Annotated in this window: 11 protein-coding genes and 1 tRNA gene; 9 read left to right on the top strand and 3 right to left on the bottom strand. The window is 48.9% G+C overall.

What is annotated here, in order from left to right; translation table 11 throughout:
• Positions 1-164 precede the first annotated feature (164 nt).
• The 4 genes from GEV47_RS12650 (at position 165) to GEV47_RS12635 (ending at position 2624) form a co-directional block, all read left to right on the top strand.
• Positions 165-653 (top strand): AAA family ATPase, encoded by a 489-nt coding sequence (locus tag GEV47_RS12650; protein ID WP_228124697.1) that lies wholly within the window; start codon positions 165-167, stop codon positions 651-653.
• Between the two features lie 261 nt (positions 654-914).
• Positions 915-1376, top strand: coding sequence for a GFA family protein (locus tag GEV47_RS12645; RefSeq protein WP_153235132.1), 462 nt, complete (start codon positions 915-917; stop codon positions 1374-1376).
• A gap of 248 nt (positions 1377-1624) precedes the next feature.
• Positions 1625-1987, top strand: a complete 363-nt coding sequence (locus GEV47_RS12640) for a translation initiation factor Sui1 (protein ID WP_153235131.1) — start codon at positions 1625-1627, stop codon at positions 1985-1987.
• A gap of 211 nt (positions 1988-2198) precedes the next feature.
• Positions 2199-2624, top strand: a complete 426-nt coding sequence (locus tag GEV47_RS12635; RefSeq protein ID WP_153235130.1) for a lipocalin-like domain-containing protein — start codon at positions 2199-2201, stop codon at positions 2622-2624.
• A gap of 177 nt (positions 2625-2801) precedes the next feature.
• Here the strand turns inward: GEV47_RS12635 and hpnE are convergent, their stop codons facing one another.
• The 3 genes from hpnE to hpnC form a co-directional block, all read right to left on the bottom strand.
• Positions 2802-4160 (bottom strand): hydroxysqualene dehydroxylase HpnE, encoded by a 1359-nt coding sequence (gene hpnE, locus GEV47_RS12630; protein WP_153235129.1) that lies wholly within the window; start codon positions 4158-4160, stop codon positions 2802-2804.
• Positions 4147-4980 carry a presqualene diphosphate synthase HpnD gene (hpnD, locus tag GEV47_RS12625; RefSeq protein ID WP_153235128.1) on the bottom strand — a complete coding sequence of 278 codons (834 nt, stop codon included), beginning with the start codon at positions 4978-4980 and terminating at the stop codon, positions 4147-4149. Before hpnD ends, hpnE begins: the two co-directional genes overlap by 14 nt.
• Before the next feature lie 75 nt (positions 4981-5055).
• On the bottom strand, positions 5056-5928 hold the full coding sequence (gene hpnC, locus GEV47_RS12620; protein WP_228124696.1) for a squalene synthase HpnC: 873 nt from the start codon (positions 5926-5928) through the stop codon (positions 5056-5058).
• Between the two features lie 109 nt (positions 5929-6037).
• Here hpnC and GEV47_RS12615 point away from each other — a divergent pair, with 109 nt between their 5' ends.
• From GEV47_RS12615 to tig, 5 genes are all read left to right on the top strand, one after another.
• Complete coding sequence (locus GEV47_RS12615; protein ID WP_322741638.1) at positions 6038-7186, top strand: efflux RND transporter periplasmic adaptor subunit; 1149 nt, start codon at positions 6038-6040, stop codon at positions 7184-7186.
• Positions 7183-10275 (top strand): efflux RND transporter permease subunit, encoded by a 3093-nt coding sequence (locus tag GEV47_RS12610; protein ID WP_322741637.1) that lies wholly within the window; start codon positions 7183-7185, stop codon positions 10273-10275. The genes GEV47_RS12615 and GEV47_RS12610 overlap by 4 nt, the downstream gene beginning before the upstream one ends.
• Positions 10276-10517: 242 nt before the next feature.
• Positions 10518-10602: transfer RNA gene (locus GEV47_RS12605), tRNA-Leu, on the top strand.
• Positions 10603-10837: 235 nt separating this feature from the next.
• Positions 10838-11296, top strand: a complete 459-nt coding sequence (locus tag GEV47_RS12600) for a CreA family protein (protein ID WP_407646255.1) — start codon at positions 10838-10840, stop codon at positions 11294-11296.
• 314 nt (positions 11297-11610) lie between these two features.
• Complete coding sequence (gene tig / locus GEV47_RS12595) at positions 11611-12966, top strand: trigger factor (RefSeq protein WP_153235127.1); 1356 nt, start codon at positions 11611-11613, stop codon at positions 12964-12966.
• Positions 12967-12975 lie beyond the last annotated feature (9 nt).

Here is a 12975-nt window from a genome sequence, read left to right as displayed (position 1 = left end):
GCATGAAATTTTTCTACACGCACGCCACTACGATTATTTGCTCCATTCAAAAAATGGTGGGGTAGCTTTTGTATTCAAGTAGCTAAATAACCTGCCCCAAGAGGCAGTTTTTTTTCGACTGCTTTTTGGGAAATTTACCCACGCAATCGGAGAATTCCAAAAAAATGACAGCACAAGTATCGCCAATGCTTCACCTGATATGCGGAAAAATCGCCTCTGGGAAATCCACATTGGCTCATCGGCTTGGGGCAGAGCCGAAGACCGTGTTAATCAGCGAGGATGAATGGTTGAGTCAACTTTTTCCAGGTGAAATAGCCTCACTGCAGGACTATGTGCGATGTACTGCTCGTCTCCGTGGCCTCATGGGTATTCATGTTGAACACTTGCTTCGCACCGGGATTTCGGTCGTACTGGATTTCCCGGCCAATACATTGGATAGTCGTCAATGGATGCGCAATATTTTTGAGAGTGCTGGCTCGGCCCATTGCCTTCACTATCTGGATGTCGCCGATGAAGAATGCAAGCGAAGGCTGCGGCGAAGAAATGATGACGGCTCCCATCGATTCACGACCAGTGAAGCCGAGTTCGATGCGATAAGTCGCTATTTTATAGTGCCATCATCTGAAGAAGACTTTAACGTCCTTAAGGAATAAATACCTTTATCCAACGAATGTCTATTTTGGGTTGAATTCGGTTTGTTGCAAACGACTGAGTCCGCCGCCTACAATCGGCTGAGCGCGGCAAAAGCAATGCAAGCAGGTATTCTTGTAATTTGCATTCAACATGAAATAGTGATCTTGAAGATCACTCTTAAAACCGGGCCTCGTTGTTGAGTGATAAGTGGCATATGTGGCGATACCAAAATTAACTGATGGACCGCAGCTCAAAGCTGTCAAAGGATATTGGAGTGCAAATTGACAAATCAATTACCTATTACGGATAACCTGTACAAATTAAGCGGCGAATGCCATTGCGGGAACATCAATCTCGACATTAACTTGTCCAAGCCGCCATCATCTTTTCAGGTACGGGTCTGCGATTGCGATTTTTGTCGCAAGCATGGCGCAGGTTTTATCTCTGATGTACATGGTTCGTTGCTAATTAGTGTCAAACATGCAAATCAGTTGGGTCATTATCAGCAAGGCAGCAGTCTGGCAGATTTTTTATTTTGCAAAAAATGCGGGGTATTTATGGCTGTTACGTTTCAGTCCGGCGGCCAGCTGTATTCTGCAGTCAACAGCAAAGCGATCAATGAGAATGTGGTTTTTGGCGAGATAGTCCCGGTATCGCCTAAACTTCTTTCCGCATTGGAAAAAACCGATAGGTGGATAAATAACTGGTTTGGCGATGTAAGTATCCAAATCCTGGATACATAAAAATTCACCATCAAATCTTGCAGATACAGCTATCGGATTGCGTAGTTTTGAACGAATATCTTCTTACGGGAATAAGGACTGTTTCTTTCGGGGCGGACGCTGCCAATCTCCAGTGTCCCCTAAATGAACGGTGGCAACCCGAACTGGCTACCACCAGAAAAACGGACGCAGCGCTTTTGGTCATGAGCGTCTACTAGTTTATTAATCTCGTCGTGATCATCACTTCAAAAATCCTGGGGAAATAAATCATGAAAAGCAGCCCAAAAGGCGGTCTCGTCTATTCGACCGACGTCGGGCGCATGTGCTCTGAATGTCGGCTTGCGCTCGCAGAATGCATCTGCAAGGCTAGAGCCAAGGCCGTGCCAGTAGGTGACGGCAAGGTGCTAGTGTCGCGCCAGACCAAGGGCCGGGGTGGTAAGAGCGTGACCATCGTCAAAGGACTTGCGCTCGATCCGCTTGCTCTGGCTTTGCTGGGCAAGCACCTGCGCACGACCTGCGGTTCTGGTGGGACAGTTAAGGACGGTGTGATTGAAGTCCAGGGCGACCATTGCGAGCTGGTCATGGAGGTGCTTAGTAAGCATGGTCATAGTGCGAAGCGGGTTGGTGGCTAACCTTGCGCATTCTCGAATGGAGCCTATCGGATGAATAGTTTCAATGTACGATCATTCAGATGGCAATGGCAGCGTTGGGGCGTGGCGCGATTCGGCACTTGGCAGTCCGTGGCGTATCCCGCGAATTTGATGGTGTTATTGCAATTTGCATGGCAACTTACCCAACATTCGACAGATGGGTACTTTTAGGCGAACTACACCAGGAGGAAATATGTCTGAGCGCGACACTAAGCTTCACGGTTGTTGGCGGTTGGTTTCTTTTGATACTGAATTTCAGGATTCAAAGGAGCGTACTCAACCGTGGGGTACCGACCCCAACGGCCACCTTATTTTCGGCTCTGATGGGCGAATGATGGTGCTAATTACTGCAAAGGCGCGGGAGCCAGGAAATACGGATGAGAAACTGCTGGCACTTTTCCGTACTGTGATGGCCTATACCGGACGGTATCGGATAGATGGGGATAGGTTCATCACAAAGGTTGACGCATCTTGGAATGAAGCCTGGAACGGCAGCGAGCAGGAACGCTTCTACCAGTTGGATGGAGACGCGCTCGACGTCAGAACGAACTGGATGCCGAATCCGTTAGTATCAGGAAATCCCATAGGAAGGGCTATTCTCAGTTTCAGACGCGAGTAATTTTTCCTGCGCTGCGTGCGCAACTAGTCGTTAGTTTGCAGGTCATCAACTTGACGGTGAGTCTGGCGCCAGGCAACCACTTTTGACTGACAGCATTGTGGCGGCCCCTCGGTCGGCAAGAGCAGGGGCGAATTGCGACTCTCACGTTGGGGCGTGTCTTGTCGATCAAATCACGATTTATACAAGTGTGGCAATCAACTCTTTCGCTGCTTGATTGCCACTACGTACCGCCGATTCCAGCGTGGCAGGATAGTCGCCAATCGTATAGTCGCCAGCAAGATAGATCCCGCTAATGCCACTGTCATTACTTGGGCGAACGAGTGATGGAGCGCAGGCGAAGGTGGCGCGTTTTTCTGAAATCACTTTGCTCCAGATAGGCTGAGCCAGTTCTGGCCGCTGAAATACTTGAGCAAGTTGTTTGGCCGCTGCGGCGATTAATGTTTCGTGACCGTCCGCTATTGCGGCTGAGGATGCACTGATAACAACCGCAAATAAGCCAGCTTGGGTAGCATCGAGTTGACCGCGATCAAAAACGAATTGTCCCCAATGTCCTTTTTCCTGATCGTCGACCAAAGCAAAAAACGCCTGTGATAATTGCACTGTGGATGCGTATTGTAAATAGCAGGTGGTAATGGGTTCGTAGGTAAATTGTTTGAGTAAGCTGGTGTCCGCGCTGTTATTTTCAATTCCATCTAATAAATGTGCGGCGGTTTCGGCTGGCGTTGCAATAATGATGGCGTCAAATTTTTCTTGCACGTTGGACGTAATCACTTGCCAGCGGTTGCTATTGGGTAGGTTTGTAGTGATTGGATTAATTTTTTTAACGCTGCAACCAAGTTCAATTTTTCCGCCATGCTGCGCGATAAATTTTGCCGCATGATCAGGCATGAGCGCGCTCAAATCTACGCGTGGTATCAACATATCCGATGCGGCACGACGTGCACCTAAACTATCGCGCAAGACCGCTAAAAACACTTGAGCAGAAGCGCGTTCTGGCGGGGTATTCAGTGCCGCAATACACAATGGCCGCCACATCAGTTGGCATAATCTTTCCGTCTGAGCGAAGCGTTCGAGCAGCGTACTGACGCTGCAATCATCATACAATTGCCAACCCATCCAACGCGCCGCGGAAGAAAATCTGGCCAATGCGAGTTTGTCATCACGCTGCAAACCTTTTGCCCGCCACAGCGCCACCGCCAGATGAAAGGGCGCTGGTAAACGCGCAGCTTCAAACGTCATGCCGTCGGTCCCATCGGGATAGCACATTTGCATGGGCAAGCGCAGCAGTGCCTCATGCTCTGCGATGCCTACGGTGCGCATGAGTTGTAAGCTTTGTTGATACGCGCCCAGCATGATGTGCTGACCGTTATCCAGTACGACATCGTTGACATCGACTCTTCTGGCGCGACCACCTAAAACGCGTGCCGCTTCGAACAACGTGACTTGATGCCTAGCTTCGGTTAATGCAACCGCAGCAGCACAACCAGCCCAGCCGGCACCGATGACAGCAATTTTTTTACTGTCACCCGCGGACATAGGTCTTCCATGCCAGCCACAATTTACGAATCGGTGTTAATGAAATCCGTTGGTTCAGTACGTGATAACCATCACGTTCGATTTCTACCAGCAATGCACGATAAATCGCTGCCATCATCAAGCCGGGACGTTGCGCGCGGCGATCTTCTTTGGGTAATAAGGCGAACGCTTCATCATAAGTTTGCTGCGCACGGGCGACTTGAAAGCGCATCAGGTTTTCAAAATTATCGGTGTGTCGCGCATTGAGCAGATCGGCGGCGGTGACGTTGAACTGTTGCAGTTCGTTGACTGGTAAATAAATACGGCCGATGCGGGCATCCTCGCCGACATCGCGAATGATATTGGTCAACTGAAAGGCTAAACCGAGTTTTTCAGCAAATTGCAAAGTTTGAGCTTGCGTCACGCCAAAAATTTTGGCCGATAAGATGCCAACTACACTGGCAACGTGCCAGCAATATTTTTTGAGTCCGGGATAGTCCAGATAGCGCGTCTGGTTTAAATCCATTTCCATGCCATCGATGATGTCTTGCAGATGCTGACCTTCCAACCGATAAGTCTGCATATGCGGCTGTAGCGCTTTGGTTACCGGATGGGTGGGTGCGCCATCCAGCATCGCGGCGATTTCTTTGCGCCACCAGACCAGCTTGGTACGGGCGACTGCTTCATCGGTGCAATCGTCAACGGTATCATCGACTTCACGGCAGAACGCGTACAGCGCAGTAATTGCACGACGACGTTCAACCGGCAAGAACAGAAAGCTGTAATAAAAACTGGAGCCGCTCTGAGCGGCTTTTTGTTGGCAGTAATCGTCGGGGGACATGAGTATTTGGGTATATGGAGGCAAGGGCTGCGCAAAATGGCGCGGCAAAGGCGCTATCCTAGACTACTGTGGCGGTCAGGACAACCTTGACGCCATACGTAAAGCCCGCCAACCCAGTACCAAGCTATCCAATTTGCCTATTTTGGGGCGGCGTTGGAAAACATCGTAATCAACTGACTCCAGTTTTTCCAGAATACGTAAGCCACCTTGTATGACCAAACGCAGCTCCCAGCCTAAGCGTCCGGGCAGGCGTAAAGCGAGTGGAGCACCGGATAACATCATTTCGCGGGCCCGCAGTACCTCAAATTGCATTAATGCGTGCCAGGCCTGGTCGTTGTCGCCGTTGGCAATATGATTCGGACTGACATGAAAGCGCTGCAGATCCTCAAGAGGTAAATAAATGCGTTGCTTACGCCAGTCTATGGCGACATCTTGCCAAAAGTTAATCAGTTGTAGCGCCGAACAAATAGCGTCGGAATCCCTACAGTTTTGCTCACTGGCTGCACCATATAGGTGCAGCATCAAATGACCAACCGGATTGGCCGAGCGCCGGCAATAATCCAGCAAGTCATTAAACGTCGGGTAACGTGTCGTAACTACATCCTGCTTGAAGGCTGAGAGCAGGGCGCGAAACGGAGCTAGCGGGAGCTTGTATGCGGTAATGGTTTGTTGCAGCGCGTTGAATATGGGACTGTCGGCAGGTTCTTGTCGCTCTATTCGATCTAATTTCACTTCATAATCGCCTAAAGCTTGCAACCTTTGTTCAGCCGTTGCGTCACCTTCATCCGCCAGATCATCCGCGCTGCGGGCAAATGCATAAATAGCACGCACCGCTGGCCGCAAGTGGGCTGGCATTAAAATCGACGCGACGGGGAAGTTTTCGTAATGATCTATTGGGTTCGCAACCATAGGGTAGGAGGGGAAAGTCACAACCCCGCATTGTTGCATGAATATTTTCAAAATACCCATATTTAAAGCTATGGCTAATTGCGCGAGCTCACCGCTATAATTGCCAATTAGAAAATTGATGCCAGAGCAGAACCTAAAGGACAACGTAGTGACTCAAACAAAATTGCGCCCATTTCTTAATCCTTTGTTTATGGCAGCGTTGTTATCTGTCACTGCGTTAACCTTAACTGCTTGCTCAAAGACACCGCCACCGACTGAGGATATTCGCCCTGTGCGGGTGATGACGCTTAGCGCCGCCGATACCGATACGACCCTGGAATTTCCTGGCGAGGTGCGGGCGCGTTACGAGTCGCAATTAGGGTTTCGTATCGGCGGCAAGATTATTGCGCGTAAGGTGGATGTAGGGAGCGTGGTAAAGCGTGGTCAGGTTTTGATGCAACTTGATGCCGAGGATGTGCGCCTGGCGCAAATGCAATCGTCCGCGGCCTTGCGTTCGGCTGAGAGCAATCGGGATTTGGCGAAAGCAGATTTACAACGTTATCAGGAATTGCGCGCTAAAAATTTCGTTAGCCAGGCAGTGATTGAACAAAAGGAAAGTGCCTTCAAGGTAGCGCAAGCCAGTTACGATCAAGCTGTCGCGGGATTGAAAGGGCAGTCAAATCAGGCGGCTTATACAACCTTATCTTCTGATGTAGATGGTGTTGTCACAGCAGTTACTGCTGAAGTCGGTCAAGTGGTGGCCGCAGGTACGCCAGTGGTGACGGTGGCCAAATCAGGGGAAAAAGAAGTGGTAGTCAGTGTGCCTGAGAATCAGGTGGAACTGTTCCGCCATGGCGTCGATGCTCAGGTTCGTTTGTGGGCCGATCATCAACAAACCATCACAGGCACTGTGCGTGAGGTTTCGCCGATTGCTGATGCCGCGACGCGCACCTATGTTGTCAAAATAGCGATTCCAGATAGCACACCCAACGTCAAACTTGGCATGACGGCTTACGCTACGTTTATTGTTAAACACGTTGGCGACAATGCCGGCGACGGTGCCATGGCTGTTCCTCTTTCTGCGATTTACCAGACCAATAACCAGAACCTGGTATGGGTAGTCGAAAAAAATAGCGTACACACTGTACCAGTGCAAGTGAGTGGTCATCGCGGCAATGATGCGTTAATCAAGGCTGCCAATGAAGGCGCATTGTCAGTCGGCCAGCAGATTGTGACGGCAGGAGTACATCTTTTGAAGCCTGGGCAGAAAGTAACGATATTAGGCGCCGAGGATAGCGCGGACGGAGTCAAACAGTGAGCGCTGACAAGGGTGGTTTTAATCTGTCTCGCTGGGCGCTGGAGCATATTCCACTAGTACGTTATCTGATGGTGGTATTGGTGATCGGCGGCATTATCAGTTACAGCCGCCTGGGCCAGGATGAAGATCCGCCATTCACATTTCGTGCGATGGTGGTAACGGCGCAATGGCCAGGTGCAACCTCTTTGCAGATGGCCGAGCAGGTGACGGATAAGCTTGAGAAAAAACTGCAGGAAGTGCCCAATATTGACATCATCCGTAGCTATTCCAAACCGGGTGAAACGCTGATTATTTTGCAATTAAAAGAATCAACGCCGCCGCAAGATGTGCCGGCATCGTGGTATCAGGTCCGCAAAAAAATCAGTGACATTCAATACACCTTGCCCCAAGGCGTGCTGGGTCCATTTTTCAATGACGAATTTGGCGATACCTTCGGTTCCATCTATGCTGTTTCGGGTGATGGCTTTAGCTATGCGGATGTCAAAGACTATGCGGATCTTATTCGTCAACAGTTATTGGAAATCCCTGCTGTCGCTAAAGTGTCGCTATTTGGCGTGCAAGATGAAAAAATCTTCATTGAATTTTCCCAGAAAAAATTCTCGCAACTAGGCATCACAGTCGACGACATTGTGGCGCAATTAAGTGCGCAAAATGCGTTGCAATCAACAGGCATATTAACCACGCCCAGTAATAATCTGCAAATTCGTGTGACAGGCGCATTGGCTTCGACCAGAGATTTAGAAAACCTGCAATTGCGCGCCAATAACACCACCTTCCGGTTAGGAGATTTTGCTGTCATCAAACGCGCCTATCAGGATCCGCCGCAAAACAAGATGCGTTTTAATGGCAAAGAAGTGATAGGTTTGGGCGTGTCGATGGAAAAGGGCGGCGACATTATCGAATTAGGCAAAAACCTGGATAAAACCGTCGCAGCGATCAAGGCCAAATTACCGGTTGGGATTATGTTGGAAAGGGTTTCTAATCAGCCGAAAATTGTTGCAGAGTCGGTCAATGAGTTCTTGAAAACGCTGCTGGAGGCGATAGTGATCGTCTTGGCGGTGAGCTTTGTTGCTTTGGGTTTCCATACCAAGCCGTTACGAGTCGATATGCGACCGGGTTTGGTCGTCGCGTTGACGATCCCATTGGTGTTGGCGATTACCTTTTTGTTCATGAAGATGTTTAACATTGACTTGCACAAAATTTCGTTAGGCGCTCTGATTATTGCGTTGGGTTTGTTGGTGGATGACGCGATTATTGCGGTTGAAATGATGGTGCGGAAGATGGAAGAAGGCTTGTCGCGGCTAGAAGCTGCAACTTTTGCCTACACTTCAACTGCGATACCAATGTTGACGGGAACCTTGATTACAGCGGCAGGCTTTTTGCCGATAGGTTTAGCAAAATCCGCTGCCGGAGAATATACGTTCTCGATGTTTTCTGTTAATGCAATCGCGTTGCTGATTTCGTGGCTGGTTGCGGTGATATTTACGCCGTACATAGGTTATTTATTATTAAAAATAAAACCAGCTGCCAATGCAGATGGCCACCATGAATTATTCAATTCCCCAATGTATACGCGCTTTAGAGCGTTAGTGAATTGGTGTGTTGAGTGGCGCAAAACGACGATAGTGCTGACTCTGGCGGTGTTTGGATTGGGTTTGTTTGGATTCAAATTTATTGAAGAGCAATTTTTCCCGGATTCCAGTCGGCTTGAGTTAATGGTAGAACTATGGTCGCCAGAAGGTTCCTCTTATGCGGCGACCGAAACACAAGTCAAAAAATTTGAGCAATTCATACGCAAACAAGAGGGTGTTGATAGCGTCACTAGTTACGTCGGGACTGGCAGTCCGCGTTTTTATTTGCCGTTAGATCAAATTTTTCCACAGGCGAATGTTGCGCAAATTGTAGTGCTGCCGAAAGATATCGAAACCCGTAACCGTTTGCGTTTGAGAATTGAGGATGCGTTTAAGCACGATTTTCCAGAAATACGCGGCCGGGTAAAGTTATTGCCAAGTGGCCCGCCAGTGCCATACGCAGTGCAGTTTCGCGTTAGCGGACCAGACATTGCAGAGGTGCGCAAGTTTGCGGATCAAGTTAAAGCCGTCATGGATGCGAATCACAATATTCGCGGCTTGAACGACAATTGGAACGAAAATATCAAAGTTCTGCGCATTGATCTTGATCAAGATAAATTGCGCACACTCGGTATCAGTTCGCAGACAGTGATGCGTGTCACCAACACGATTTTTACTGGAGCCACCGTCGGTCAATATCGCGAGAATGATCGCTTGATCGACATCGTGGTGCGCCAGCCGTTGGATGAGCGTGCAACGATGGACGCCTTGAATCAAATTAATGTGCCGACCGCTAGCGGTAAATCAGTGCCATTGTCGCAAATTGCCAGTATCAAGTTGGTGGTAGAGCCAGGGATAGTATGGCGTGAAAACAGAAGTTGGGCGATCACCGTGCAGGCGGATGTTGCCGATGGTGTGCAAGGCCCGACAGTGACTGGTCAGATTGATCCTGAATTGGACAAAATCCGTGCAAAATTGCCTTCCGGTTATTTGATTGATGTGGCAGGTGCCGCGCATGATAGTGCGAATGCGCAAGCTTCCATCGCAGCCAATGTCCCGTTGGTGATTTTTATTATTTTCACTTTATTGATGCTGCAATTGCATAGCTTCTCGCGCGCGCTGTTAGTGTTCCTGACCGGGCCATTAGGAATTGCTGGTGCAGCATTTGCGCTATTAATTTTGAATCGGCCTTTTGGCTTTGTTGCTCAGCTTGGCGTGATTGCGCTGTTCGGCATGATTATTCGCAATTCGGTGATCTTGATTGATCAAATTGAACACGATATTGCCAATGGCGCTGCACCGTGGGATGCGATTGTTGAGTCGGCGGTGCGACGTTCGCGACCGATCATGCTGACAGCGGCAGCGGCGGTATTGGCGATGATCCCGTTATCGCGTTCTATCTTCTGGGGGCCGATGGCAGTGGCGATTATGGGTGGTTTGCTTCTGGCGACTGCGCTGACGTTGTTGTTTTTGCCAGCACTGTACGCGGCATGGTTCAGAGTGAAGAAGCCGAGTTAAGATGGCAGGCGCTTCCGCAGAGCGTCACAGCAGCAAGGCGTGCATTTTGTGCTCTCGGTCCTGTGGTGCGGGGAGCAAGAAAAGTCGGCGCGGCATTGCTAATGCGGATGATACGGTCTTTTCCTTCGGAGATTAATCACCATGCGCGCAGAATAGCTTAGCCGCTGCCACGTTATTTTGTCGAATCAGTACGATTTTTGTGGCGTTCTGGTAATAGCTTTGATAGAATACTGCCTCCTAAAGCGGATATGGCGAAATTGGTAGACGCACTAGATTTAGGTTCTAGCGTGGCAACACGTGGGGGTTCAAGTCCCTCTATCCGCACCAGAAGCTCAAAAGCCCTCGAATGAGGGTTTTTTTGTGCCCATAGATTTAAGTGTTTCCCAAAAAATTTTGAAATTGCTGTGCCTCTGAGTCGTACTAAAGTACTCTTTTCGTCGGCGCGCCTATTCAAAATGGTCGTCGGGAAGCGCTTATGGAATTTCATTGTGTTACTTCTTTTTTGGGAGTTTCTGCTATGCGGGTCAAATTGCATCTACCATTTCTAATGGGAGCGCTGGTGATGGCTCTCAGTGCAACAACTGCGCTGACGGCGCAAGCAGGATCGGAGCAAATTGGTGAGGTCAGCACGGCCTTTCGTTGGCTGGGGCGCAATGATAGGGTAGTGATTGAAGCTTACGATGATCCAAAGGTGCAAGGCGTTACTTGCTATGTATCACGGGCACGCACTGGTGGCGCCAAAGGAACTGTCGGTCTGGCAGAGGATAGGGCGGAAGCGTCGATTGCCTGTCGTCAGGTTGCTGCCAACGTCAGTTTTACCGGGAAACTACCTTTGCAGGAAGATGTATTCACTGAGCGGATGTCGATCTTATTTAAGCGTTTGCATGTAGTACGTGTCGTCGATCCGAAGCGTAATACATTGGTGTATTTGACTTACTCCGACAAGCTGGTCGATGGTAGTCCGCAAAACAGTGTAACGGCGGTACCGGTTATAACCAGCACGCCAATTCCACTGAAGTAATCTTTAAGTACAAACTAAAAATCGTTTATACATTTGCACTGTCTTCGTCGTTGTGCCTGGTCTAAGCGGTTTTTGTATGTGCTTACCCCACGAAATTTGCCGAAAATCAAAGAAAATTCACTTGATTTGTGGGGCAAGAGCGTAGTTTTGGCGCAAGCAATCCATTTGCGTATAGAATATTGGACTTTAGCGCGGCAGGGCGGTGCATAAATAATGGTAATTTGTTATTTATGTTGAAAGTAATTGCTGATTACTTTACCTTCTTGGCCGTAGACATAAAACACAGAATTTTTTAATTTTTGGGCGATCTTTACATGGCAACTGCAGTCGAAACTTTAAGCAAACTTGAGCGCCGTCTCACTATCACTATCCCTATGGCTGAAGTGCAAACTGAAGTCGAAAAGCGCCTGAAAGTACGTGCGCGCACGGCCAAAGCGCCAGGTTTCCGCACAGGTAAAGTGCCAATGAAAATGGTCGCAGCACAATACGGCTATCAAGTCGAAAGCGAAGTGCTGAACGATAAAGTCGGACGTGCATTCAATGCTGCCGCAAACGAAAATAATTTGCGCGTTGCCGGCTTCCCAAATATTGAGCCAAAGACAAGCGAAGGCGTTGCTGACGGTTCCATCGCATTCGATGCAACTTTCGAAGTTTATCCAGAAGTTACCATTGGTGACTTGAGTGGTGTTGAAGTTGAGAAAACCAAAGCTGACGTCAGCGATGTTGAAATCGATAAGACTATCGACATTCTGCGCAAACAGCGCGTTCATTACCATGTCAAAGGCGAACAAAGCGCCCACGGCGACGGTGGTAGTGATTTGGCGGCAAAAAATGGCGATCGCGTAACAGTTGATTTCGTCGGCAAGATTGACGACGTTGAATTTGCTGGCGGCAACGCTGAAGACTATGCATTCGTGCTAGGCGAAGGCCGTATGTTGCCAGAGTTTGAAGCGGCTACAGTTGGCCTCAAAGTAGGCGAAGCAAAGACATTTGATCTGGCTTTCCCTGCGGACTATCACGGTAAAGATGTCGCTGGTAAAACAGCACAATTCACCATCACTTTGAAAAAGCTGGAATGGGCGCATTTGCCGGAAGTCGATGCAGAATTCGCTAAATCATTGGGAGTCGATGACGGTGATTTGGTAAAAATGCGTGCAGACATCAAATTGAATCTGGAACGTGAAGTCGGTGCGCGCGTCAAAGCAAAGAACAAAGACAGCGTAATGGATGCATTGATCAAGGTCAGTGAATTGGACGTGCCAAAAGTGTTGGTCGATCAAGACGTGCAGCGTTTGGTAGAAATGACACGTCAAGACATGGCGCAACGCGGTATGGATGTCAAAAACATGCCATTCCCTCCAGAGTTGTTCACAGCGCAGGCTGAGCGTCGCGTCCGTTTGGGCTTGATCTTGGCTGATGTTGTTAAAACCAACAATCTGCAAGCGACTGCTGATCAAGTCAAAGCACAAGTTGAAGATTTCGCACAAAGCTACGAAGATCCATCGCAAGTCGTTAAATATTATTTCAGCGACCGTAATCGTTTAGCAGAAGTAGAAGCCCTTGTATTAGAAGAAAACGTCGTTAACTATGTGTTGGGCAAGTCGAAAGTGACAGAAAAATCGGTCGCATTTGACGAGTTGATGGGCAATAACGGTCAACAACAAGCGTAACCGGAGTGT

It is taken from the genome of Glaciimonas soli (assembly GCF_009497155.1).
GTDB classification, from domain to species: Bacteria; Pseudomonadota; Gammaproteobacteria; order Burkholderiales; family Burkholderiaceae_D; genus Glaciimonas; species Glaciimonas soli.
This window is presented reverse-complemented; position numbering and strand designations above follow the sequence as displayed.

Excerpts from the sequence above, each read along its gene's own strand:
- GEV47_RS12635 (WP_153235130.1), top strand. The coding sequence starts at position 2,199 with ATGTCTGAGCGCGACACTAAGCTTCACGGTTGTTGGCGGTTGGTTTCT.
- hpnD (WP_153235128.1), bottom strand. The coding sequence starts at position 4,980 with ATGTCCCCCGACGATTACTGCCAACAAAAAGCCGCTCAGAGCGGCTCC.
- hpnC (WP_228124696.1), bottom strand. The coding sequence starts at position 5,928 with ATGCAACAATGCGGGGTTGTGACTTTCCCCTCCTACCCTATGGTTGCG.
- hpnE (WP_153235129.1), bottom strand. The coding sequence starts at position 4,160 with ATGTCCGCGGGTGACAGTAAAAAAATTGCTGTCATCGGTGCCGGCTGG.
- GEV47_RS12640 (WP_153235131.1), top strand. The coding sequence starts at position 1,625 with ATGAAAAGCAGCCCAAAAGGCGGTCTCGTCTATTCGACCGACGTCGGG.
- GEV47_RS12650 (WP_228124697.1), top strand. The coding sequence starts at position 165 with ATGACAGCACAAGTATCGCCAATGCTTCACCTGATATGCGGAAAAATC.
- tig (WP_153235127.1), top strand. The coding sequence starts at position 11,611 with ATGGCAACTGCAGTCGAAACTTTAAGCAAACTTGAGCGCCGTCTCACT.
- GEV47_RS12600 (WP_407646255.1), top strand. The coding sequence starts at position 10,838 with ATGGCTCTCAGTGCAACAACTGCGCTGACGGCGCAAGCAGGATCGGAG.